The organism is Variovorax sp. J31P179 (assembly GCF_030316985.1).
GTDB lineage: Bacteria > Pseudomonadota > Gammaproteobacteria > Burkholderiales > Burkholderiaceae_C > Variovorax > Variovorax ginsengisoli_B.
Genome location: NZ_JASZYL010000001.1, coordinates 491,238 through 515,383, shown reverse-complemented (window position 1 = coordinate 515,383; position 24,146 = coordinate 491,238). Strand labels below are relative to the sequence as shown.

Genomic DNA, 24,146 nt, shown 5'->3' with positions numbered 1-24,146 from the left:
CATGGCCTCCATCACCATCCGCCAACTCGCCAAGAACTTCGGTCCTGCGCCCGTCATCCGCGGCATCGACATCGACATCCGCGACGGCGAATTCGTCGCACTGGTCGGCCCGTCCGGCTGCGGCAAGTCCACGTTGCTGCGCATGATCGCCGGCCTCGAGAGCATCGACGCAGGCGAGATCTTGCTGGGCGACCGGCGCATCAACGACGTGGCGCCGCGCGATCGCGATGTCGCGATGGTGTTCCAGAACTACGCGTTGTATCCGCACATGACGGTCGGCCAGAACCTCGGTTTCGGCCTGACGATCCAGGGCTTGAAGCCCGCCGACATCGCCCGCCGCGTGCGGCAGGCGGCCGAAACGCTGGGCCTCGGCGACCTGCTCGATCGCCGGCCGCGCCAGCTCTCGGGCGGCCAGCGCCAGCGCGTCGCCATGGGTCGCGCCATCGTGCGGCAGCCCCAGGCCTTCCTTTTCGACGAGCCGCTGTCGAATCTCGACGCCAAGCTGCGGGTGCAGATGCGCACCGAGATCAAGGCCCTGCACCAGCGCCTGGGAACGACCACGGTCTACGTGACGCACGACCAGGTCGAGGCGATGACGATGGCCGACCGGATCGTGGTGCTGAAGGACGGCCTGATCGAGCAGGTCGGGGCACCGCTCGAGCTCTACGACCGGCCCCGGAATGCCTTCGTGGCGGGCTTCATCGGTTCGCCGGCGATGAACTTCATACCGGGACGCCTGCAGCTCGACGGTGCCCCCTCCGTCCTGACGGACGACGGCTTGCGGCTGCCGTTGACGTCGGCATCCCGCGGCGCTCACGGCGATCGCGTGCTCTACGGCACTCGCCCCGAACATTTCACGATCGACCCGAGCCGCGGACTTTCCGCCGATGTGATCGTGGTCGAGCCCACCGGCGCCGAGACACAGGTGGCGCTTCGCCTGGCCGGCCAGACCGTCATGGCGGCGTTCCGCGACCGGATCGGCGCCCGGCCGGGCGACCGTCTGGCGCTTTGGCCAGTGCCCGGCGAGGCGCACCTCTTCGACGCGGCCGGCGGGCAGCGCCTCAACTGACCGCCCCACGTTGTCCGACTGCGTGCTGCCGCCGGCGCGCCACCGCTCGACGCCCGGCGCATAAGGTTGCGCGTTTTCCTTCGTTCCCTGCCGGGCCGACGGCCGTCACAGTGATGGCTCTTTCATTCGACATGCCCATTCCCATGCTTCCTGTCCACCGCCGCGCCGCGCTGATCGCCGCGCTCTCCCTTGCCTCCATGGCCCTTTTCACCATCGGCGGCACGCTGCACGCGCAGGACAGGAAAGCCCTGAAGATCGGCGTCTCCGTCGGCAGCGGCGAGCAGATCTGGGAAGTCGTCAAGAAGGCGGCGGCACGCGACGGCCTGGCCGTCGAGGTCGTCGTGTTCAACGACTACCAGCTGCCCAACGCCGCGCTGGCGGCCGGCGATCTCGACGCCAACGCCTTCCAGCACCAGCCCTTCCTCGACAACCAGAACAAGTCGCGCGGCTTCGACATCGTGCCCGTGGGCCTGACGATCACCGCGCCGCTGGGCTTCTACTCGCGCAAGATCAAGTCGATCGATGCGCTGCCCGACGGCGCGTCGGTCGGCATCCAGAACGACCCGTCCAACGGCAACCGCGCGCTGCTGCTGCTGCAGGAGGCCAAGCTCATCACGCTCAAGCCCGAGGCCGTGAAGAACAACAGCGCGACCCCGCTCGACGTGGTGTCCAACCCCCGGAAGCTCAAGCTGGTGCCGCTCGACGCCGCGCAGCTGCCGCGCTCGCTGGACGACCTGACGATCGCCTCGATCAACAACGACTATGCCGAGAAGGCCGGGCTGACGCTGGCGAAGGATGCGGTGCTCAAGGAGGCGCCGAAGGGCCCCTACGCCAACATCATCGCGGTGCGCCGTGCCGACAAGGACAAGCCGTGGGCGCAGCAGCTCGTGAAGGCCTACCACTCGCCCGAGGTGAAGAGCTTCATCGAGACCAAGTTCAGCGGCGCGCTCGTGCCGGCGTTCTGAAGCGGCCCGACGTTGGGCTTATCGGACGGGTTGAAAGAGCCCGGCCTGCAGGGTGTCGACCCGGCGCGGCAGCAGGTAGTGGCCTCCGGAGCCCTTGGCCACGCCGACCTTCTTGCCCTTGAGGTCTCCGAGGGACTTGAGCGGCGAGTCGGCACGCACCACGATCGCCTGCGCGGTCGGCGAAGGCGCCTCCTGGGCCACGGGATCGGATTGGCATTTGAATTTGAATCACCAGGAATGCGCCAGCAGCGGCAGGCCCGCAGCCACCGCGGCCGCCTGGATGCGCAGCACGACCCGCGCCGGCACATGGACGCGCGGCGCGCACCGCGCCACTTCGCGTGGCGACGCCGGCGCGATGCGCCAGGCGGAACCGGTGCGTTCGACCACGTGGCGGGCTTGCTGGGCAGGTGTCGACTCGATGTGCATGCGCTTTGAACTCCGTGTCCTGGGCATTCTGCGGACGCGCAGCGGGCCCGCAAACGAAGGAATGCGAGTTTGCAGATGCGCTTTCCGTTGGGGCCGAGGTGCGGTCCGGGCACGACGGCTAGAGGTTCGGCTGCGGCGTGATGCGCAGGCAGGGGATCGCCTTGAAGCCCTGAGCGGCGACTGCTGCAGTTCCAGCGCGCGTATCGGACTCTAGAACAATGTCAGTGCGCGCAACGCAACTGGCGTGCCGCCCGGCTTCGCGGGCATTGCCACGCTACTTGATCCGTATGGATATCGGTCGACCATTTCTTTGCCGTCATGGGAAGGTCAAGTCCAAACCGAGCACCCTGCCAAGGCCAAAGGCAAGGAGCGAGAGGCCCAGGAGCGATAGCACGAAGACTGCGGCCACCTTGCCGCCCGCGCATAGCACCGCGCTCTGCTTCTCCTTCCCCTTCTTCCCTTGCTCATAGTGCCACTTGATGGCGAAGAACATCCCCGTGCCGAACACGAGAACCTTGAACGCAACGAAGACTATAGGGACCATCATTTTGAATTTTGCAGGCTTTTACGGGCCAGGACGCGACCTTGGCAAGCGCTCATGGTGCCATGACTTGCCTGGGGGAAGCGCCGAGGTCGCGAATCTTGCATTCTTGAACCAGCTGAAGGCAGAGAAAGGCGCAGCCACTGGGCAACAGATTTACGAGCAGATGCGGTGGCTGGAGGACCCACGAGCGTTGCCGCCGGCACGCACGCGCGCGAGGCAAAGGATGGTTCTCATTTCGCCCTGAGAACGCTTGGGTCCTGGGCCCCTCGAAGACGTCCGATGGCATCGCCATCCTCCACAACGGCCCCCAGCAGGGCTTCAACAACCCCGCCTTCGTGACCGCCATCGGCCTTCACGGCGCAGGCTATGACCTGACCGGCATGACGCCCATCGGACTGCTGCCTGTCCTCTTCGGCACCGACGGAACCATCGCATGGGCTGTGGCAGACCTCAATGCTCGCTATTTTGTGCCGTCATCAAATCGGCCACCGCCACGCTTCCTGTGTCAGACCTGGCACGAAAGGCAGCGGATGCACTCGTCGCTTGGGACATGCGTCTGAGAGACGCCGACAAGGACGGCCGGTACGACGGGCCCGGTGTCACGATTCTTCAGGCATGGTTGAAGGCGATGACCGTTGCGGTCCTGAAGGATGACTTGCCGGCCGGCGTCTTCAACTCCTTGGTCGACCTGGGGTACGCGCCGCTGACGGGAGGCGCACCGGGAAGCCTCCAGCCTGCCCGAGCGTCCAAGCTCATGTTCAATGCCCTTCAGAGCGCTTCCTCCGGCGTTCCGCAACGCTATGACTTCCTGAATGGCCAAGTGGCGGACACCAGTCCCAAAGCGCCGGTTCTCCAGGACGAATGCCATTGGCGTGCCGTGGGCAGCGGGAGACCAGGAGGCGGCGCCATACCAAAACCGCGGTACCGCGGGATTCCGAGTGATTCTGCGAAAGAACGCCGTGGAGATGTGCTCGTTGATGGCGCCGGGCAGAGCGGCTTTGTCAGCGCAGGCCTCAAAAACAAGGCCAAGCACTACGACGACCAGATGTCTCTATTCGAAGCGAGCTCCTGCAAGCAGGACGCAGTCGGGACTCGGCGGGTCGATGCACATCTGGAGTCCACAAGGACGTTGACTGTGAGCCCCTGACGGGCCCGGGATTCATCACACCCAGGACTTCCGCGGACCGGCAGGCAGGGGCGAAGGGCTGCTTCCAGCCTATGGAGGTCAGCATCCCGGTCACTTGACCCAGTTCGACCGCCCGAAGGGAGTGACGCGGGTAGGCCGGCTGCGTGCGGCGACGCTCTTCAGGACAGATGCTTCCCAACAAGACCCGACATTTCGAACATCGTCACCTCGGGCTTGCCCATCACCGCTTGAAGCTTGGCATCGCAAAGGATATTGCGCTTGTTCGCCGGGTTTTGGAGGTTGTTCCGCTTGATGTAGTCCCACAGCAGCTTGGTGACCTCGGTTCGAGGCTGGGCTGCGGAGCCAATGACGGCTGCGAGCTCGACGCTGGGTGTCAGGGGGCGCGTGAACGCCGTTTGCTTCTTGGCAGTGGTCATGTTCGTCTCGGCAAAGCGTGAATTCTACGAGCGCCCCAAAAACGGTTCGCTGGGCGCGGTTCCGAACAGGCGGTCACCGCGCGGCCCGCGCCAGCTGCGGCGTATGGGTCTTGCTTTTCCGCCCGGTCGCTTCCACAGTGGCTGGACACACACCGATCAGGAGGCAAGCATGGAAACCGATGCACCCGAGGCTGGACGCCCAAGCGAACGCGTGGACGAGGTCGTTGGCCTGATTCGCGCCAAGGTCGCCACGGACCAGGCGGATCTGCTTGCAGCGTTCGTTCGGCAGTACTTTGGCCAGGTGGACCCTGAAGACCTGGCCGACCGCCAGATCGCCGACCTGTATGGCGCCGCGCTCTCGCATTGGAGCTTCGCGCGAAAGCGCGAACCGGGGCGCGCCAGGTTGCGCGTTTTCAACCCGACGATCGCGGAGCACGGCTGGCAGTCGACGCACACCATCATCGAGATCGTCAACGACGACATGCCGTTCCTCGTCGATTCGGTGACGATGGAAGTCAACCGCCACGGGCTGACCCTGCACCTGATCATCCATCCGCTGGTCGCGGTGATCCGCGACAGCGAGGGCACGCTCCAGGGGCTGGCGACAGAAGCGCCTTCGCCCGATGCGCGGCGCGAGTCGTTCATCCATGTCGAGGTCGACCGCGTGGCCGACGCAGGCCGGCTCGAGGCGCTCGCTGCCGACCTGGCGCGAGTGCTCGGCGACGTGCGGCTGGCCGTGGCCGACTGGAAGACGATGAAGGAGCGCGTGCTGGGCATCGTCCAGGGCCTCGACGAGCGCGCCCCGCCGATCCCGCCGCAGGAACTTGCCGAAGGCCAGGCCTTCCTGCGCTGGCTGGCCGACGATCACTTCACGTTCCTCGGGCACCGCAGCCACGAGCTGGTGAAGGTCGACGGCGAGGACGCGCTCAAGGTGGTGCCGGATTCGAGCCTCGGCATCCTGCGCGAGGTGATCAAGGACCCGACTGCCGCCTTCGCGGCGCTGCCACCGGAGGTGCGCGCCTACGCACGCCGGCCCGAGTTGCTGGTGGTCACCAAGTCCACCTCGCGCTCCACCGTGCACCGGCCCGGCTACCTTGACTACATCGCCATCAAGCGCTTCGATGCCGAAGGCCTTGTCTGCGGCGAAGACCGTTTCCTCGGCCTGTTCACTTCCACGGCCTACAGCGCCAGCCCGGCCGACATTCCACTGCTGCGGCGCAAGGTGGCTGACGTGGTCTTGCGCGCCGGCCTCGCGAGCGGAAGCCATTCGGGCAAGGCGCTTGTCAACATCCTCGAGACCTATCCGCGCGACGAGCTGTTCCAGACCAGCGCGGACGAATTGCTGTCCACGTCCATGGGCATCCTCCACCTGGGCGAGCGCCAGCGCTTTCGCCTGTTCGTGCGGCGCGACCCCTTCGAGCGCTTCGTGGCGTGCATGATCTACGCACCACGCGAGAACTACACGACCGAGCTGCGCGAGAAATGGCAGGCGATCCTGGTGCAGGCCTTCAACGGCACCAGTTCCGAGTTCAATGTGCATCTGTCGGAATCGGTCCTGGCCCTGATCCAGATCACCGTCCGCACCCGGCCCGGACAGATCCCGCCCTTCGACGTGCACGAGGTCGAGCAGCGCCTGGTAGCCGCCGCCCGCCGCTGGGACGACGACCTGAAGTCGGCGCTGATCGAGACCACCGGCGAAGCGCGCGGCAACGAACTGCTGCGCCGGTTCGCCGGTGCCTTCCCGGCCGGCTACCGCGACGAGTTCGCGGCGCGCACCGCCGTGCACGACATCGAACTGATGGAACGGCTGAGCGACGCGCAGCCGATCGGCATGAATCTCTACCGGCCGCTCGAAGCGGCGCCGGGCACGCTGCGCTTCAAGGTGCTGCGGCGCGGCGAACCGCTCATCCTGTCGACCAGCCTGCCGATGCTCGAACACCTGGGCATGAGCGTGCTGGACGAACATCCGCACCGGCTCGCACCGCAGGGCGCATCGCCGATCTGGGTCCACGATTTCGGCCTGCGCAGTGCGCTGGGCGATGCCGAGGTCGAGGTCGACGCGCTGCGGCCGGTGTTCGAAGACGCCTTCGCCGCCGTGCTCGGCGGCAAGGTCGAGAACGACGACTTCAACCGCCTGGTTCTCGCAGCGCGCCTGCCCGCGCACGAGATCGTGGTGCTTCGCGCCTACGCGAAGTACATGCGGCAGATCGGCTTCGCGCTGTCGCAGCCGTTCATGGAGAGCACGCTGGCGGCGAACGCTCCCGTTGCGCGCGCGCTGGTCGAACTGTTCAAGCTGCGCTTCGATCCGGCGCAGGCGGCCGGCGCCGACACGCTGGCGGGCGAGAAGGTGCGCGAGATCGAAGCCGCGCTCGAGAACGTGGCCAACCTGTCTGAAGACCGAGTGCTGCGGCAATACCTCGCGCTGATCCTCGCCACCACACGCACCAACTACTGGCGTCGCGATGCGGCAGGCGGCCAGCGCGATTTCCTGTCGTTCAAGTTCGATTCCTCGAAGGTGCCCGATTTGCCGGCGCCCAAGCCGATGTTCGAGATCTTCGTCTACTCGACCCGCTTCGAGGGCGTGCACCTGCGCGGCGGCCGGGTCGCGCGCGGAGGGCTGCGCTGGTCGGACCGGCCGGAAGACTTCCGCACCGAAGTGCTAGGCCTCGTGAAGGCGCAGATGGTCAAGAACACCGTGATCGTGCCGGTGGGCTCCAAGGGCGGCTTCGTGCTCAAGCGCGCACCCGCGGCGAGCGACCGCGATGCGTACCTGCGCGAAGGCGTGGCCTGCTACCAGGACTATCTGCGCGGCCTGCTCGACATCACCGACAACCGCGTCGGCGACACGATCGTGCCGCCGCCGCAGGTCAGGCGCCACGACGATGACGACCCCTACCTCGTGGTTGCGGCCGACAAGGGCACGGCCACCTTCAGCGACTACGCCAACGGCGTCAGCAAGGAATACGGCTTCTGGCTCGGCGACGCCTTCGCCTCCGGCGGCTCGGTGGGCTACGACCACAAGGTCATGGGCATCACGGCACGCGGAGCCTGGGAATCAGTGAAGCGCCACTTCCGCGAGATGGGCATCGACACGCAGACGACCGAATTCACGGTGGCCGGAATCGGCGACATGTCGGGCGACGTGTTCGGCAACGGCATGCTGCTTTCGCCGCACATCCGGCTCGTGGCGGCGTTCGACCATCGGCACGTCTTTCTCGACCCGACCCCCGATGTGCCGAAGAGCTTTGCCGAGCGCCAGCGCCTGTTCAAGCTGCCGCGATCATCGTGGGCCGACTACGACGCGTCGCTGATCTCCGAAGGCGGTGGAGTCCATGCGCGCAGCGCCAAGTCGATCCCGATCACGCCGCAGATGAAGAAGGTGCTCGACATCACCGCCGACGCGCTCACGCCGACCGAACTGGTCAATGCCATCCTCAAGGCCCCGGTCGACCTGATCTACAACGGCGGCATCGGCACCTACGTGAAGGCCGCGAGCGAGAGCCACGCGCAGGTGGGCGACCGTGCCAACGACGCCCTGCGCGTCAACGGCGGGGAGTTGCGCTGCAAGGTCCTCGCCGAAGGCGGCAACCTCGGCTGCACGCAATTGGGCCGGATCGAATTCGCGCAGGCGGGTGGGCGCATCAACACCGACGCGATCGACAACTCGGCCGGCGTCGACACTTCGGATCACGAGGTCAACATCAAGATCCTGGTCGGCCTCCCCATCACCGAAGGCGAGCTCACCGAGAAGCAACGCAATGCGCTGCTGCCGGAGATGACCGACGACGTGGCCGCGCTGGTGCTGCGCGACAACATCTTCCAGACGCAGGTGCTGTCGGTCACAGGGCGCATCGCGCCACAACTGCTCGATGCGCAAACCCGGTTCATGCAGTACCTCGAGAAAGCCGGGCGGTTGCATCGTGCGATCGAGTACCTGCCGTCCGACGAAGAACTGGCCGAGCGCCGTGCCCAAGGCCAGGGCCTGACCAGTCCGGAGCGCGCGGTGCTGTTGGCCTACAGCAAGATCTGGCTCTACGACGAACTGCTGGCCTCGCCGCTGCCCGACGACCCCTGGGTTGCGACGGCGCTGGCGCGCTACTTCCCGAAGCTGCTGAGCGAGAAGTTCGCGGTCTACATGCCCAGGCATCCGCTGCGGCGCGAGATCATTGCCACGCACGTCACCAACAGCGCCATCAACCGGATCGGCAGCACCTTCGTGCATCGCTTGGTCGAGACCACCGGCGCCCGTGCGTTCGAGGTCGTGCGCGCCTATCTCATGAGCCGCGAGATCTTCGGCATGGTGCCGCTGTGGCTGTCCATCGAAGCGCTCGACAACCGCATCGACGACGCCGTGCAGTCCAGCCTGCTGATCGACACCAGCCGGCAACTGGAGCGCGGCACGAAGTGGTTCCTGCGCTCGCGGCGGTTGAACGAGGACATGGAATCGACCATTGCACACTTCACGCCGAACGTCGAGGCGCTGTCGGCACGGCTGACCGAACTGCTGGCCCCCGACGAGCGGGCCCGCGTCGACACCGCGGTCTCGCACTATGTGGCCGGCGGCGTGCCGCGCGAACTGGCCGAGCGCGTCGTCACTTTCGACTCGTTGTACGCGACGCTCGACATCGCAGAGATCGCCGGCAGCGCCAGTCGGCCGGTGGCACTCGTGGCAGTGATCTACTTCGACCTCGCGAATCGCCTCGGCATGCCGTGGCTGCGCGAGCGCATCGGGGCGCTGCCCGGGGACCAGCATTGGCAGATGCTTGCGAAAGCCGCGATGCTCGACGACCTGTCGAGCCTGCAGCGCTCGATCACTGGCGCGGTGCTTGCCGGGGGCGGCGACGAGTCGCCGGCGGTACTCGTCGAGGCATGGCGCGCCACCAATGGCCGGTCGCTCGAACGCGCGGCGGAGTTGATGGGCGAACTGCGTGCGGTGCCGGCGCCTGATGCCTCGATGTTGTCTGTTGCATTGCGGGAACTGCGGGCATTGGCGTAGTGTCTGCATGGCGGCGCAGCGTGGCCGGTGGAGAAGTCGAAGTCGTGCCGCTGGAACTGATCGCGCAGACATCGTGAACGCGGGCTCCGCACACGCGAAAGTCGCCTTCGCCGTGAATTCGTAGCGGAAGTCGGCCGCCATTGAGGCGATTCGCCGCCCTGAGCCCTAGGTGCGGCGGTACGCGCTTTCCGACCCCGACGCGCTTGCGCTGATCCCGCCGAGCTGGAGATAGGGCGTTGAATGAATATGACCCCGATGGGGTCGAGGGCGGTTCGCGCAGCGCCTCCACCCAAGACGACGCGCCGCTACCCGCTGATGGACACCGCATCCGACGCGATTGGCCGCAAGCCAAGTTGCATGCGCGGTGGCCGGGTGCCGGGGTCGAGCAGCGGGCATTGCACACGCGGTAGTCAACGGGAAGGAGCGCTCCCCCGAAGCCCGGCAGCAAAGTGATGCTGCAGGGCCAGCCTTGCCTGCGCCCTCGCCCCTGCAACCGCTGCCGGGCCGGAGGCGACACCTTCGACACAGAAGAAGCTCACGTCGCGAAGGCCGATCATGCCCAGGATGGCTTTCAGGTAGGGCGTCAGGAAGTCCGGCTGCCGTGAACCTTCGCCGGAGAATCTGCCGCCCGAGGCCACGGCAACGAAGACAGGGCGGTCGCACAACAACCCGACCTTCCCGTTCGGACCGACATCGAAGGTGCGTCGCACGCGAGCGACGTGGTCGATCCAGAGTTTCAACGCCGCAGGGACGGTGTAGTTGTGCATCGGCGTTGCGATGACGAGGCAATCGGACTGCTCGAGCTCCTTGATCAGCTCTTCGGACGTTGCCGCCGTTCCCGCCTTCGACGCGTCCGCGGACGACTGCTGCGACAGTGCGTAGTCTTCGTCGATGCGCAACAAGGCGCCTTCACCGAGCAGACGCTCCACCACTTTGGCAGCCGGCCTGCTTTTCAGCAGGTGCGCAATTACTTCCTGGGAGAGCCGATGGCTTTCAGAGGCGCGGCCACGGGGGCTGCAGCTGACATGCAGGATATTCATCATCCGGTCTTTCAGGTTGGAAGCATGAGGGAAGGTGATCAGTCTAAGAACGACATGGCCCTGACAAAAGAGCCATGAAATAGCATTGCGACTGGGCCATGATCCGTGCGATCCTGGCCTGCCATGAAACGCGAAACAACCAAACTGGGCTTGTCCCTGGACCAGACTGCGGCCCAGCCGTATTACCGGCAGATCTACGGGCGCATTCTTGGCGCCATCGCGAGTGGCGTCCTCAAGCCTGGCGACCGCATTCCCTCGGCGAGGGCGCTGACCCAGGAGCTGGGCTTGGCCAGGGGCACCATCGAGGCCGCGTATTCGCTGCTTGCGGCAGAGGGGTACATCCAGGCCCGGGGCCAGGCGGGCACGATCGTGACGCCCGGGCTCAAGCTGCGAGCCAGGGCCCCCAGTGCGCCGACGCGCGCGCAGGCCATCGCGCCACCCAGTTTCAGACCGGACTCGGTCCTGCCATTCCAGATGGGCCTGCCCGCCCTCGATGCCTTTCCCCGGAAGATCTGGGCGCGCCTGGGAGCGCGATCCGTGCGATCCATGCAGCCCGCCGACATGGCCCATCCCTCCGTGTTCGGACTCGACCGGCTTCGAGCCCAGATCGCCGCGTATCTGCAGGTCGCCCGGGGCATCGACTGTTCCCCGTCGCAAGTCTTCGTGACGTCCGGATACCGCCACACGATCGCGCTCATCGCCCATGCGCTGCTGAAGGCGCAAGACCGCGTGTGGCTCGAAGACCCGGGCTATCCGCCCACACGGGACGTTCTGGCCCACATGCACATCAAGGCAGTGCAGGTGCCGGTGGACGGCGAGGGCATGGTCGTTGCGCATGGAATCAAGGCCGCCCCCGGCGCCCGTGCGGCTGTCGTCACGCCGGCGCACCAAAGCCCGCTGTGCGTATCCTTGTCGCTGCCTCGGCGCCTGGCGCTGCTCGAGTGGGCCTCGGCCAGCAAGGCATGGATCATCGAAGACGACTACGATGGCGAGTACCGCTATGCCAGCCGCCCGCTGCCCGCGCTCAAGGGCCTCGATCGTGACGGTCGAGTTCTCTACGCGGGAACGTTCAGCAAGGTGCTGTTTCCCAGTCTGCGTCTCGCCTACCTCGTGGTACCGAATGCGCTCGTCGAACGGTTCGAGCAGATCAGCCATGCGTTTGCCGGCAGCAGTTCGGGGTTCACCCAGTCACTGGTGAGCGACTTCATGGAAGAAGGACACTTCGCACGGCACATCCAGCGGATGCGCAAGCTCTACGCAGAGCGCAGAGAGGCGACAGCCGCGGGCCTCGAAGGCGTGCTGGGGAAGTACCTGAACATCGACCCGCAGCCGGGTGGCATGCACCTGGTGCTGCGACTTCGTGGCAGACGTTCAGACCGAGGGGTGGTGGCTCGCATGCGGGAAGATGGCCTGTACGGGGAGGCACTGACGGACTGGATGGCGCGTGGAAGCGGACCCTCGGCCGTGCTGCTCAACTTCACGAACATCGACTCGCAGCGGACTGCCGAGAAGCTTGCCCTGCGCATCCTGGCGCGGCTTCGTCCATAGTGACAATCGAGCGCTGTCGTGCATGGATCATGGCCCAGTACGCAAGGCCATTCTTGGCCCTTTTGGCATAGACCAAGGCCGCGCATCATCGGATCCTTCAACTGAAAGGATTCTTCATGACTCATCGCATTGACTATTCCAAGGCAGCACCCGAAGGCTACAAGGCATTCGGCGGCGTCTACGCAACGCTTCAGAGAAGCAGCCTGCCAAAAGCGCTGATCGACCTCGTGTACCTGCGCGTCTCGCAGATCAACGGCTGTGCCTACTGCATCGACATGCATTCCCGAGACTTGCTCAAGACGGGCCTGGCAGTCGAGAAGCTGGTGCTGGTTCCCGTCTGGCGCGACGCGATCGAGGTGTTCAGCAGCCGCGAACGCGCCGCACTTGCATGGGCTGAAACCGTCACACGCGTCGCCGAGACCGGCGCTCCTGATTCCGAGTACCAGGCTGCAGCGGACGAATTCAGCGACAACGAACTCGCCGTGCTCACCTACGCCATAGGTTTGATGAACGCCTTCAATCGATTCGGGATCGCGTTCCGCTCGACCCCGGCCGCCGCTGCCGCTGCCTGACGAGTGGGCTTGGCAACCATGGCATGGACACTACTTTGTATTGCGGGAATCCTCGAGATCGCCTTCGCATTCAGCATGAAGGCATCCCACGGCTTCACCAAGGTGATGCCTGCGCTCTTCACGGTTGGCTCGGGCCTGACGAGTGTCTTTCTTCTGTCACTGTCGATGCGCACGCTACCCATGGGGACCGGCTATGCGGTATGGACCGGCATCGGCGCGGCTGGCACCGCGATCGTGGGAATCCTGGTGCTGGGCGACTCTGCGGCGCCGATGCGGGTCCTGTGTGTTGGACTGATCCTGGCAGGCGTCATCGGGCTCAAGCTGGTTACGCCGGAATGATTCGACCGTTCGAAAGGTTCCAGCAAAGTGCCCTCGACATCTCGATTGACCGCGCCTCGCGCGGAAGTTCACTCCGGGAAGCCAACCAGCCGTGCAAAACCACGGACAGACTCGCGTGGCATCGGCGCCCGGTTGACCTTCGCGTCAGGGTCGCCGTACCCCATGGACATGCCGAAGGCCGTCACTTCCTCCGGGGCCATCTCCAGGTGGGACGCGATGACCTCGTGGAAGGGCGCGAAGGACACTTGCGGGCAGGTGTCGATGCCTCGCGCCTTCGCGGCGATCATCACGTTCTGCGCGAACAGACCCAGGTCGATCCAGCTGTGAGGTTTCAGGCGACGGTCGATGCTGAAGAGAAGGCCAACGGGCGCCCCGAAGAACGAGAGGTTGCGTTCGGACTGGCGTGTGCGTGCGGGTGCGTCGTTCCGATCGATGCCGAGGGACGCGTAGTAGCGCGCGCCGAAATCCTGCAGGCGGGCGCGGAACACCTCCGGCAACGGATCGGGGAAGTGCGCGGGCGCCGGCACGGAGCCTGCGCGAGAGGCCGCCAGCATCGCATCGGCCAGTTCGTCCTTGGCGCTGCCACTGACCACGTAGACGCGCCAGGGCTGGATGTTGGCCCCGCTGGGCGCCGTCGCGGCATCCTCCAGGATGCCTTCGACCAGTTGGCGATCGAGCGGCAGCGGCTTGAAGGCGCGGGTGGCGCGACGGGAGCGCACGACGCTCGACACGCATTGCGCGATGGCCTCCTGCGCCCGTTGACTGACTGAATTGTCCATCGCGACGGCTGTGCCTGCGGTCACGTCCTTCACTTCCTCAAGGAAGGAAGCCGAGCGCTCGATCAGCGCTTCGCGGTCTCGGATAAAGGTCTCGGTGGTCATGGTGTGTGCGCTCTCGCGATGATCTGAAGGCAATCATCGGCCGCGATCACACTGAAGGGAACTGATGCTTCTGCAAGCTCATAATGCATGCCGTTCAATTTACCGGGAGAGCGCCAGATGAGCTTTGGCCGCATGGACCTCAACCTTCTCAAGGTCTTCGATGCGATCTACGAAGAGCGCAACCTGGTCGTCGCGGGCAAGCGGCTGAACCTGACCCAGTCCGCGGTGAGCCACGCACTGGGGAGGCTGCGCGAACTGGTGGGCGACGAGCTCTTCGTGCGCACGGGCAAGGGCATGGTTCCCACCGGGCGAGCTGCCGCCATGGCGCCAGCCCTGCGCGATGCGCTGCGCCAGATCCAGGCCACGCTGGGCGTGGAGCCTTTCTCTGCGCAGGAGTCGAAGCGGCGCTTCGTGATCGCGGCGAACGACCATCTCACCGCCGTGATCATCGCCCCGCTGTCCCGCGCGCTCGAGCAGGTGGCGCCCGGCGTGGACCTCGTGATCCGGCCCTCTACCCGGCTCGACCTGGCAGAGCAGATCGATCTGGGACGCATCGACCTCGCCATCGGCATCTTCGCCCAGGTGCCCAGCCGCCTGAACGCGCGCACGCTGATGTCCCAGGGCGAAACCATCCTGATGCGCAAGGGGCACCCTGCCTCGCGCCGCAAGCTCACCATGCGCGACATGGCGAAGTTCCCGCTGGTCACCCTCTCGGTGGGGGGCCAGGAGGAAGGGGCGGTGGGAGGCTTCATCCTGGAGCGCGGCCTCGCACGCCAGTCCGAGATGTTCGATCGGCAGGCGCTCGAAGAGGCCCTGCGCGAATTGAGCGAGGTTCCCCGCACGCGCGTGACCGTCCCGCACTCGCTGGCGATACCGGAACTCCTTCGCGAGACCGACATGCTGTCCATCGTGCCCGCGTCGCTTGCTGTTGCGCTGGCAAAGCACGGCGACTTGCTGCGCCGCCCTCCTCCCTACCCGGCGGGGACCTCGACCATCCGCGCAGTCTGGCATCGCCGGGACGAGCATGACGTGGGACACAGCTGGCTGCGCGAGATGGTGGACAACGCAGCGCGGCTGACCGAGGAGGCCCTGGGCTAGCTGGCGCCGCCCAAGTGCACGGCGTGCATCTTGCCCTTGCAAAGACTTCAGTTCCCTTCGGCCCGTCTGGCCACCATCATTCCGCCACTTCGAATCGTCCAACCGTGTGGGGTGCAGAATGAACGCAATGAACCGTCGCGCATTTGCGCGTATCGCCTTGACAGTGCCGGCAGCGAGCTGGCTCCCGCCCTCGTTCTCGCAGGCCATGGCCGGCGTCGGCAAGCTTCTCGTGGGCTATCCGGCCGGAGGCACCCTCGACACGACCGCACGCCAACTGGCGGAAGCCTGGCGCAAGCAGGGGCGCCAGTACATCGTCGACAACCGGGTGGGTGCGGCCGGGCGCATCGCCAGCAGCCAGCTCAAGCGCGAACGGCCCGACGGTGGCACGCTTCTTTGCACGCACACCTCCGCGCTGACCATCTACCCGCACGTGTATTCGCGACTCATGTACGACCCGGCAGCGGACCTTCAGCCCGTGTCACCGCTGGTCGCCGCCACCTGTGCGTTCGCAGTCAGCAGCACCGCGCCTGCCGGCGTTGTCGACGTGAAGACGTATGTCGACTGGGTCCGCCGCGCGCCGGACGCCGCCAGCTATGCCTCCCCGGCTGCCGGCTCCTTTGCGCATTTCCTGGGGTATCAGTTTTCCGATGCGGCAGGGCTGAAGCTGCAGCACGTCGGATACCGCGGGTCCGCCCCTGCCATGCAGGACCTGATCGGAGGACAGATCCCGGCCTACTTCGGCTTCGTTGCGGATTTCCTGCCCTACCTGCAGCAAGGACGTATCCGTATCCTGGGCGTCACCGGCGACAAGCGCACGCCCTTCCTGCCCAAGGTGGCGACCTTCACAGAGCAGGGGTTCCCGAAGGTTCGCGGCGTCGAGACCTACGGGATCTTCGCGCCCCCCGGCACGCCTGAAGGCACCATCGAGGCGCTGCACACGGCGATGGTGGCTGCAACCAAGGACCCTGCGCTGCGCACGGCCTTCGAGCAGGTCGGCCTCGAGCCGCTGACGCTCGCGCCGCAGGACTACGCGAAGCAGCTTCAGCGCGAACGGGAATTCTGGGCGCCCATCGTTCGCGCCTCCGGGTTCCGCTCCGAGGAGTGAGACATGTTCACCCACTGCGTGGACCAGATCCTGCGATCGCGTCGGTCGACGCGCGCCTACAAACCGGACCCCGTGTCCGCGCAAGCGGTGCTCGACATCCTCGACTGCGCTGCCACCGCACCCAGCAACTCGAACACTCAGCCGTGGCGCGTGCATGTGCTGGCTGGCGCACCCATGCGCGAACTGGGGGATGCGCTGGTCAAGAGCTTCCGCGAGGACCTTCTGCCGCCCTCCTCCCATTTCCCGGATCCGCTCCCGGTAGAGTTCGGTGCACGTCAGGCGGACTTCGCGGCCCGCTACTACGGGTGCCTGGGCATCGACCGGCAGGATGCCGCGGCCCGGTCAGCGCAGACCGAGCGGAACTTCCACTTCTTTGGCGCACCCGTCGGCCTCATCTTCAGCATCGACTCGCGGCTGACGGCACACAGCTGGCTGGACTTGGGGCTGTTCGTGCAAGGCGTGATGATCGCCGCGGGTGCGCGTGGGCTGGCCACCTGCCCGCAGGTCTCGTTCGCGCGCTTTCATCCCGTGATCGCGTCGCACCTGCGCATGGCGCCGCAGCACGTGACGGCCTGCGGGATGTCCATGGGCTTCGCGCAGAGCACGGCACCTGTGAACCAGGTCCGCATGCCGCGAGCGAGCGCGCTCGAATTCGCGCAGCTCGTCGGCTTTCCCTGACGCCTTCGCGGCAGCGATCGCCCGAAGTGCTGTGCACAACGTGTCGATCCCCATCGACGCCACCCTCCCCGCCGGCGAGAAGACCGATACGGGCATCAGGCATCACCAATCCCGGCGTCTCGACGTCGAGCATGCGAATTTGGCCAGCCATCGCGAGGCGGCGAGCCAGCTGGAATGGATCGGGCTCTCGTCAGAACGCGCTCTTGATCACGCCCCCGTCGACACGCAGGGCCGCCCCCGTGGTCGCCGACGCCAGCGGACTGACGACGTAGGCCACGAGCGAGGCGACTTCCTGCGGTGCCGCGAAGCGCTTGATCAGCGAGGTCGGCCGAACGCGATCGAAGAACTCCGCCTCGACCTGCTCGAAACTCTTGTCGCTGGAGCGTGCCATCCCTTCGACGAAGTCGCCGACCCCGCGTGATCTGGTCGGGCCGGGCAGTACGCTGTTGACCGTGATGCCCGTGCCGGCGACCGATTCCGCCAGTCCGCGCGACACAGCGAGTTGCGCGGTCTTCGTCATGCCGTAGTGGATCATTTCGGTCGGTATCTGCACCGCGCTTTCGCTGGAGATGAAGATGATCCGCCCCCAGTTGGCGCGCCTCATCTCGGGCAGAACCAGGCGCGCGAGCCGGACGCCGCTCAGGACGTTGACGTCGAAGAATCGCTGCCAGTCTTCGTCGGGAATGTCCTCGAAGGCCTCGGGCTCGAAGATGCCGAGGTTGTTGACCAGGATTGCGATGCCGGCGTGGCGCCGCACGGCCTCCTGGGCCGCCTCGGCACGGCCGAGGTCGGCGACCAGCCCGTGGACCGTGCCGTGCGTCTCGGCGCGGATGCGGTCGACCGCCTCGTCGACCCCGGCCTGGGTCCTGCCGTTGACGACGACGCTCGCGCCCTCCTCGGCCAGCGTGCGCGCGATCGCGTAGCCGATGCCGGCCGTGCTGCCGCTCACCAGCGCCAACTTGCCATCGAGTTGCAGGTTCATGTCGATGCTCCTTGTTCGTTCGAGGGGGAAACCGCTGTCGGGGGGGCGCAAGGCGCTGGCAGGCGCCCCTATTTGACGTAGTCGGTGTCCGAGGGCCCGTAGCCCGTGATGACCACAGTCGCACCCTCCGCACCGGTTCGGGCGAAATGCGCGACGCCCCCGGGCTCGGTATAGAAGCTCCCCGACGGCAACGACTTGATGATGGCCGGGTCGTTCGCGGTGCCGTAGCCGAAATACCAGAGACCAGCCACGACCGTGGCGGTCCGGTCGTCCCGGTGACGGTGGGCCTCGATCACCGTGTTCGGCGGGACCGACAATTCAATGCTGTAGAGCCCGTGGGCCGCCGGATCACCATGGAGCACCCGCGTCGAGACGCCGGGCAGGCCCGAGGTCCCCGCTCCCGCGACCCGCGCCGGCAACGCATCGATCTCGCTCGACGTGAGTCGCTTCTGCGACGCCTGCGTCGGCGCAGAGACGACGAACGGGACGAGCAGTGCCAGCGCCTGGTCAGGCTGCTCTTCCATGATCCAGTGTCCCGAGTTCGTGATGACGGCGCCGCGCACGTTGCTGGCCACCGTATCGAGCTCTGCGGCCAGCGAGGCGCCGTACGAGTGATCGCCACCGATCGCGAGAATGGGCATCGGCAGCTTGCCGGTCTTCGCGAACAGCGCCTGGTTGTCGACCGCATCGGTCGCGAACGCGGCGAACTGGCCGCCGAACGCGTTGTGGATCGCACCCGGCCTGGCATAGAGGCGGGCATAGTGGCGCCGCGTCGGCTCGTCGATGCGGGCCGGATTCGCCGACAACTCGTTGTAGAACCGATCCAGCAGGATGCGCTCGCGGCCCGCGACGAGGCGCTCGACATCGGGCCCGCGGAAGTTGAAGTGCCAGACCTTGGGATTCGTCAACTGCTTGTCCCAGCTTCCCAGACCGGGCAGGGGCGCATCCATGATGGCCCAGGCGTTGACCCGCGTCGGATTCTGGGCCGCCGTCGCATAGCCCACCATGTTGCCGATGTCGTGCGTCACGAGCGTGAACTCGCCGATCTGGAGTTGATCCAGGATCGCGATCAGGTCGTGTGCCTGGGCCACTTTCGTGTACCCGTCCTCCGGATGCGACGACAGTCCCATGCCGCGAAGGTCCGGAACCACGACGGTGTGTGTCTTCGCGAGGAGCACCGCGAGTGGCTGCCACATGTCGCCCGTGTCGCCGAAGCCGTGCAGCAAGACCACCGCCGGGCCGGCGCCCCCGATGCGCACGAACTGCGTGCCGCCGCTGACCGCCATCTGCTGGGCCCTGAACGTCGGCGGGTAGGCCTGAACGGCTGCCGCTGCCGGTGCGGCGTGTGCCGCCAGCGCAACGACAAGGGCGCAGAAGCAATAGCGCAGCCAGTGAAGCGGCGACGCCTGAAGTGCAGGCTGGAATGGCATGTGATCTCTCCGAGAAGTTGAGGGGGATGTCAAGAAGAAGAAGCAGAAGCGCCGGCCGGCTTCAGCCGTCCGCAATCGCACGGAAGGCCGCCGCCACGATCGGATCGACCTGGCACACCTCCACGGTCATGCTCTTGTTCATGCTCGACGCTCCTCGACCAGATCGACCCGACGCGGCGGCATGCAGCGTCCGGTGAGCAGAATCGGTGATCGGGCCGAGGATGACCAGTGAAGTTGCGTGAATTTCCGTGATCCGACGCGAAGCGCCCGGCGCTCGCGCCGTACGGCCTAGGCGGAGACGATGGCGCGCGCGGCGCGCAGGTCGGCCGTCTCCAGGCCTTCGTCGAAGCGGCCGTACAGGGGGGCGACCAATTCACGCGCCTCGGCGAAGCGCCCTTGTCCGATCCACGAGCGGGCCAGGCTCATGGCGCCGCGCAGCTCCCAAGCCAGGGCGCCCTGGCGCCTCGCGAGGTCCATCGCGCGCCTGAATTCGCGCTCTGCGGCTTCGCCGGCGGCGGCGTCGGCGCGCAGCAACAGGTACTCGCCGTGCTTGCGCAGGATCTCCGGGGCGCACCAGCCGCACGCACCGGCGGCCACGCGATCCAGGCTGACCGCGTGGTGCCATCGATCGGCCACGCTGGCGATGCAGTCCAACTCCTTCGCGTTGATGGTCTGGGCGAAGGGCATCCGCAGGGAGTCGCCCGAGCCGTCGCGTGCGACCTCCAGGACCGCCTCGAACGAATGTCCCCACGATTCCCAGTACGGCGAATGGCTCTTGCGCGACGTCGTGACCAACCGCTTCACGAGGGACTCCGCAAGCGCCTGCTCGCCACGCCAGAAAGCCAGCGGGATCGCCCCCATGGCGAGCGTTTGCAGCAGGGCGTGGTGATGGGCGTCGCCGGTCATCGCCAGGCACTCTTCGATGGTGCGCGACGCACTGTCCGGCCGGCCTTCGATCCACTGCATGCGGGCCAGCAGGATCCGCATCGAAATGCGGCGTGGGACGATGCTCGGATACCCGGGTGGCGAGCGGTACGCGTCGCGGGCCAGCGTGAGCTCGGCGTAGCGGCGCGATGCGGCATGGTCGCCCATGAAATGTCGGCATTGCGCCAGCAGCCGCTCCGCCAGCACCATGCCCGCCTCGTCCTCGGCGTGACGTGCCACTTCCAGTGCGGACTCGGCGGCGGCCGTCGCGCCCACGTAGTCGCCGGTCACGAAACTGCCCAGCCACGTGCTGTAGAGGGCGAGGATCCGCGAGGCCGAGTCGGCCATGCGCTCGGCGAGCTGGGCCGCGCGCGACAGGATCGCGAGCGTGCGTTGCCCGCGCCAGCCCGGCTCGACGCTGGGCCACGCCAGCACCAGGTTCAATCGCAATTCCAGATCGGGTCTCGGCGGGTCCAGCAGCCGAAGGTGGTTGAGCGCCCGCTCGATGCGGTCGACCTGTTCGGCGAGCACGCCGAGTTCATGGATCGGCATCGCGAAGGCCATGATCTCGATGCCGATCTGAAGCTCGCCACCCTCGGAGAAACACCAGTCCAGCGCGGCCCGGACGTCCTCGATGTGCCCGCCATGTTCGGTCAGCGAGGCCGCCAGCAGCATGCCGTCGCGCCCGGTGTCCGCGGCCACCAGCTTGTCGTGCACCTCCAGCGCGTGGCGCCTGAAGACCGGATTCACCGGTTCTGCTTCGCGCAGCTTGCGCGTCGCGAAAGCGCGGGTCGTGTCGAGCAGCCGGTAGCTGGCAAGGCCTCGGGCCAAGTCGACGCTGACCAGCGATTTGCTGGTCAGGCTCACGAGCGACTCCAGCACGTCCTCCCGCGTGATCCGGTCGCCGCTCGCCACGCTGCATGCGGCGTCCAGGCCGAACGCACTTCGGAAGACCGACAGGCGTCGCAACACGATCTGCTCGGGCGTGGACAGCAGCTGATAGCTCCAATCCAGCATGGCCGCAAGCGTCTGATGCCGCGGCGCGGTCGAACGCCGGCCGCGAAAGAGGAGCGACAGATGGTCGCCGACGCGCGATTTGAGCTCGACCACGCCCAGACTCGCGACCCGGGCGGCGACCAGCTCGACGGCCAGTGGCAGCCCATCCAGCTGGCAGGTGAGCGCGCAGACGTCGCGCACGTTGTCGTCGGTGAGCGCGAACGGGAGGCCACCCATCGCCGCCCGTTCGACGAACAGCTCGACAGCGGCGGATTGCATCGCGCGATCGATGTCCAGGGGGCCGTCCATGGACGGCAGTGCGAGCGGCGCGATCCGGTAGGTCCGTTCGCCGTCGACGTCCAGTGGCTCGCGGCTGGTGGCCAGGATGCTGGCGGTCGTTTCCGCGAGAAGAGCACCCACCAACCCGGCCACCGCATCGATCACGTGTTCGCAGTTGTCGAGCACGACGAGGACATCCGTCTGGGCGAGCGATTGCATCAACGACGCGAGCGGTTCCTGCGCAGCGAACGGGACATCCAGCGCGCTCGCCAGCGTCGCGGCCACGAGGCTGCCCTCGGCGATGGGCGTCAGGTCGACGAAAACGACCCCCTGTCGATAGCGGCTGGCGCATTCGTTGGCCAGTGCCAGTGCCAGCGTCGTCTTGCCGATGCCGCCGGGGCCGGCGATGGTCAGCAGGCGGTGCACCTGAAGCTGGTCTTCGAGCGTGGCAAGCGCCTCTGCGCGGCCGATCATCCGCGACGGGCGTGGCAAGGTCGCGCGTGTGGGCCTGACGACGGGCGAGACCGCAACCGCGGAGTCACCGCGCGCCACTGTGCCGACGAAGCAGTAACCGCGGCCCGGAACGTTCTCGATGTAGCGGGCACCGCCCTGGCCGTCGCCGATCGCGCGGCGCAGCGACGACATGTGCACGCGCAAGCTGGTTTCCTCGACGACGGTGCCGGGCCAGGCCCGCGCTTCGAGGTCGCGGCGGCTGACGATTTCTCCGGCGCGCTCGATGAGCGCCGTGAGCAGGTCGAAGGCCCTGCTGCCCAATCGAACCGGCGTCGCACCGTCCAGCAGCCGACGCTGGTCCTTCAGGAGGCGAAACGGTCCGAACGCGAAGTCACACGGGACCGACTCGACTGGCAAGGGCATGAGCGTGGATGGGGGGTTGCAGGGCGTCGCCAGTCTAGCGCTCGCCCTGGCGCCGCGCCAGCCGGCAGTTCGGCCGGATGCTCTTCAACGGTGGCGGCTCCGTGATATTCACGTCGACCGACCCGCCCCGGTGAGGGGCGACTGCCAGGCGGGACGTCGCTGGCGGAGGCATGCGGCAGATACCTACATGGCATCGCACGATCGCCCGCATAGTCGACCGTTCGCGCTCTCCTTTGCAAGGATCTCCAATGGACAAACCCGATCTGTCCCTTTCCCGCCGCGACCTCCTGATCGCCGGTGCGGCATCGGCGGCGTGGGCCTCCGCCCCCACCGAGGCAGCCACTTCGCCTGTGTCGGGACCGCCCGGCACGGTGCCTTCCTCGCGCGTCTCGCTCGAGGTGAACGGCACGGCCCATGCCCTCGAACTCGACAACCGAACCACCCTTCTCGATGCGCTGCGTGAGCACCTTCACCTCACGGGGACGAAAAAGGGCTGTGACCATGGCCAATGCGGCGCCTGCACCGTGCTCGTGAACGGCGAGCGGATCAACGCATGCCTGACGTTGGTCGTGATGAACGACGGCGCGAAGGTCACGACCATCGAAGGCCTGGGAACCCCATCGCGCATGCATCCGCTCCAGGCCGCGTTCGTCAAGCACGACGGCTACCAGTGCGGCTATTGCACGCCGGGTCAGATCTGCTCCGCGGTCGGTGCGCTGGACGAGATCCGCCGCGGCGTCCCGAGCCACGTCACCGCGGATCTGAACGCCAAGCCGATGCTGTCGGCCGAAGAGCTGCGAGAGCGCATGAGCGGCAACCTCTGCCGTTGCGGCGCGTACTCGAACATCCTCGACGCGATCTCCGAGACCGAAGGGGTGCGAACATGAAGCCATTCACCTACGAACGCGCCCGTTCACCCGCCGAGGCGGCCGCCGCGGTGACGCGCGATCCGGCCGCGAAGTTCATCGCCGGCGGCACCAACCTGCTGGACCTGATGAAGCTGCAGATCGAGGCGCCGGCCCACCTGGTCGACGTGAACGGCCTGGCACTCGACAGGATCGAGGCCACATCCGACGGCGGGCTGAGGATCGGTGCGCTGGTGCGCAACACCGCGCTGGCGTCGGACGAGCGCGTGCGGCGCGACTATGCAGTGCTGTCGCGCGCACTGATGGCGGGCGCTTCGGGCCAGCTGCGCAACCGGGCCACCACCGCCGGCAATCTGCTGCAGCGCACGCGCTGTCCGTATTTCTACGACACCGACCAGCCATGCAACAAGCGCAAGCCGGGCAGCGGCTGCAGCGCCATCGGCGGCTACAGCCGCCAGTTGGCCGTGGTCGGCGGCAGCCAGGCCTGCATCGCCACCCATCCGAGCGACATGGCGGTGGCCATGCGCGTGCTGGATGCGAACGTCGAGACGGTGCGCTCCGACGGTCGCACCCGGGTCATCCCGATCGCGGACTTTCATCGCCTGCCCGGCGACACGCCGCACATCGACACCGCGCTGGGGCGCGACGAACTGATCACGGCGGTGACGCTGCCGCGCCCGCCCGGCGGCACGCAGGTCTACCGCAAGGTGCGCGATCGCTCGTCCTATGCGTTCGCGCTGGTCTCGGTCGCGGCCATCGTGCAGCGCGACGGCACCGGGCGCCTCGCGCTCGGCGGCGTCGCGCCCAAGCCCTGGCGGGATCCGGCTGCCGACGCAGCGCTGCGGGAGGGGGCCAAGGCTGCCACCGCCCGCTTGATGGCGCAGGCCAAGCCCACGCATGACAACGCCTTCAAGGTGGCGCTGGCGGAACGCACCATCGCCGCGGCGCTGCTGCAGGCGAGGAGCTGAG

At 66.8% G+C, this 24,146-nt stretch carries 21 protein-coding genes and 1 pseudogene; 13 read left to right on the top strand and 9 right to left on the bottom strand.

Going from position 1 to position 24,146, the window contains the following annotated elements; genetic code table 11:
- The first annotated feature begins 1 nt into the window (after position 1).
- On the top strand, positions 2-1,069 hold the full coding sequence (locus tag QTI17_RS02475) for an ABC transporter ATP-binding protein (RefSeq protein WP_286530791.1): 1,068 nt from the start codon (positions 2-4) through the stop codon (positions 1,067-1,069).
- Between the two features lie 143 nt (positions 1,070-1,212).
- Positions 1,213-2,034: a MetQ/NlpA family ABC transporter substrate-binding protein gene (locus QTI17_RS02470; RefSeq protein ID WP_286530790.1), complete on the top strand. Its 822-nt coding sequence runs from the start codon at positions 1,213-1,215 to the stop codon at positions 2,032-2,034.
- Positions 2,035-2,103: 69 nt separating this feature from the next.
- On the opposite strand, the pseudogene QTI17_RS02465 reads toward QTI17_RS02470, so the two are convergent.
- From QTI17_RS02465 to QTI17_RS02455, 3 genes and pseudogenes are all read right to left on the bottom strand, one after another.
- Positions 2,104-2,235, bottom strand: a pseudogene (locus tag QTI17_RS02465) (ABC transporter substrate-binding protein); the annotation flags it as partial.
- Positions 2,236-2,262: 27 nt separating this feature from the next.
- Entirely contained in the window at positions 2,263-2,460 is a 198-nt protein-coding gene (locus QTI17_RS02460) for a hypothetical protein (RefSeq protein ID WP_286530788.1), read from the bottom strand.
- A gap of 316 nt (positions 2,461-2,776) precedes the next feature.
- On the bottom strand, positions 2,777-3,007 hold the full coding sequence (locus QTI17_RS02455) for a hypothetical protein (protein ID WP_286530787.1): 231 nt from the start codon (positions 3,005-3,007) through the stop codon (positions 2,777-2,779).
- A gap of 137 nt (positions 3,008-3,144) precedes the next feature.
- Here QTI17_RS02455 and QTI17_RS02450 point away from each other — a divergent pair, with 137 nt between their 5' ends.
- A complete protein-coding gene (locus tag QTI17_RS02450) occupies positions 3,145-3,564 on the top strand; it encodes a penicillin acylase family protein (RefSeq protein ID WP_353506688.1) in 420 nt (139 codons plus the stop codon).
- Positions 3,555-4,151, top strand: coding sequence for an Ntn hydrolase family protein (locus tag QTI17_RS02445; protein WP_286530786.1), 597 nt, complete (start codon positions 3,555-3,557; stop codon positions 4,149-4,151). Before QTI17_RS02450 ends, QTI17_RS02445 begins: the two co-directional genes overlap by 10 nt.
- 158 nt (positions 4,152-4,309) lie before the next feature.
- Here the strand turns inward: QTI17_RS02445 and QTI17_RS02440 are convergent, their stop codons facing one another.
- Positions 4,310-4,567: an SWIB/MDM2 domain-containing protein gene (locus QTI17_RS02440; RefSeq protein WP_286530785.1), complete on the bottom strand. Its 258-nt coding sequence runs from the start codon at positions 4,565-4,567 to the stop codon at positions 4,310-4,312.
- Between the two features lie 169 nt (positions 4,568-4,736).
- Between QTI17_RS02440 and QTI17_RS02435 the strand changes: the two genes are divergently transcribed.
- On the top strand, positions 4,737-9,563 hold the full coding sequence (locus QTI17_RS02435; protein WP_286530784.1) for an NAD-glutamate dehydrogenase: 4,827 nt from the start codon (positions 4,737-4,739) through the stop codon (positions 9,561-9,563).
- A gap of 410 nt (positions 9,564-9,973) precedes the next feature.
- Here QTI17_RS02435 and QTI17_RS02430 read toward each other — a convergent pair whose 3' ends face one another.
- The gene (locus QTI17_RS02430) at positions 9,974-10,603 is read right to left on the bottom strand and encodes an FMN-dependent NADH-azoreductase (protein ID WP_286530782.1); all 630 of its coding nucleotides are present in this window, start codon (positions 10,601-10,603) and stop codon (positions 9,974-9,976) included.
- A 123-nt stretch (positions 10,604-10,726) separates the two neighbouring features.
- Here QTI17_RS02430 and pdxR point away from each other — a divergent pair, with 123 nt between their 5' ends.
- The 3 genes from pdxR (at position 10,727) to QTI17_RS02415 (ending at position 13,062) form a co-directional block, all read left to right on the top strand.
- Positions 10,727-12,151 (top strand): MocR-like pyridoxine biosynthesis transcription factor PdxR, encoded by a 1,425-nt coding sequence (pdxR, locus tag QTI17_RS02425; protein ID WP_286530781.1) that lies wholly within the window; start codon positions 10,727-10,729, stop codon positions 12,149-12,151.
- 116 nt (positions 12,152-12,267) lie between these two features.
- A complete protein-coding gene (locus QTI17_RS02420; RefSeq protein ID WP_286530780.1) occupies positions 12,268-12,723 on the top strand; it encodes a carboxymuconolactone decarboxylase family protein in 456 nt (151 codons plus the stop codon).
- 18 nt (positions 12,724-12,741) lie between these two features.
- Complete coding sequence (locus QTI17_RS02415; RefSeq protein WP_286531312.1) at positions 12,742-13,062, top strand: DMT family transporter; 321 nt, start codon at positions 12,742-12,744, stop codon at positions 13,060-13,062.
- A 68-nt stretch (positions 13,063-13,130) separates the two neighbouring features.
- Here the strand turns inward: QTI17_RS02415 and QTI17_RS02410 are convergent, their stop codons facing one another.
- On the bottom strand, positions 13,131-13,943 hold the full coding sequence (locus QTI17_RS02410) for a nitroreductase (RefSeq protein WP_353506685.1): 813 nt from the start codon (positions 13,941-13,943) through the stop codon (positions 13,131-13,133).
- A 117-nt stretch (positions 13,944-14,060) separates the two neighbouring features.
- Here QTI17_RS02410 and QTI17_RS02405 point away from each other — a divergent pair, with 117 nt between their 5' ends.
- The 3 genes from QTI17_RS02405 (at position 14,061) to QTI17_RS02395 (ending at position 16,824) form a co-directional block, all read left to right on the top strand.
- Entirely contained in the window at positions 14,061-15,041 is a 981-nt protein-coding gene (locus tag QTI17_RS02405) for a LysR family transcriptional regulator (protein WP_286530779.1), read from the top strand.
- A gap of 118 nt (positions 15,042-15,159) precedes the next feature.
- Positions 15,160-16,146 (top strand): tripartite tricarboxylate transporter substrate-binding protein, encoded by a 987-nt coding sequence (locus tag QTI17_RS02400; protein WP_286530778.1) that lies wholly within the window; start codon positions 15,160-15,162, stop codon positions 16,144-16,146.
- Between the two features lie 3 nt (positions 16,147-16,149).
- Entirely contained in the window at positions 16,150-16,824 is a 675-nt protein-coding gene (locus tag QTI17_RS02395) for a nitroreductase (protein WP_286530777.1), read from the top strand.
- 190 nt (positions 16,825-17,014) lie between these two features.
- Here the strand turns inward: QTI17_RS02395 and QTI17_RS02390 are convergent, their stop codons facing one another.
- From QTI17_RS02390 to QTI17_RS02380, 3 genes are all read right to left on the bottom strand, one after another.
- A complete protein-coding gene (locus QTI17_RS02390) occupies positions 17,015-17,806 on the bottom strand; it encodes an SDR family NAD(P)-dependent oxidoreductase (protein ID WP_286530776.1) in 792 nt (263 codons plus the stop codon).
- Between the two features lie 68 nt (positions 17,807-17,874).
- Positions 17,875-19,236 (bottom strand): alpha/beta fold hydrolase, encoded by a 1,362-nt coding sequence (locus QTI17_RS35010; RefSeq protein WP_353506683.1) that lies wholly within the window; start codon positions 19,234-19,236, stop codon positions 17,875-17,877.
- A 288-nt stretch (positions 19,237-19,524) separates the two neighbouring features.
- Entirely contained in the window at positions 19,525-22,311 is a 2,787-nt protein-coding gene (locus QTI17_RS02380) for an ATP-binding protein (protein ID WP_286530775.1), read from the bottom strand.
- 248 nt (positions 22,312-22,559) lie between these two features.
- On the opposite strand from QTI17_RS02380, the gene paoA reads away from it, so the two are divergent.
- Entirely contained in the window at positions 22,560-23,198 is a 639-nt protein-coding gene (gene paoA / locus QTI17_RS02375; RefSeq protein WP_286530774.1) for an aldehyde dehydrogenase iron-sulfur subunit PaoA, read from the top strand.
- The gene (locus tag QTI17_RS02370) at positions 23,195-24,145 is read left to right on the top strand and encodes an FAD binding domain-containing protein (RefSeq protein WP_286530773.1); all 951 of its coding nucleotides are present in this window, start codon (positions 23,195-23,197) and stop codon (positions 24,143-24,145) included. The genes paoA and QTI17_RS02370 overlap by 4 nt, the downstream gene beginning before the upstream one ends.
- Position 24,146: the final 1 nt, after the last annotated feature.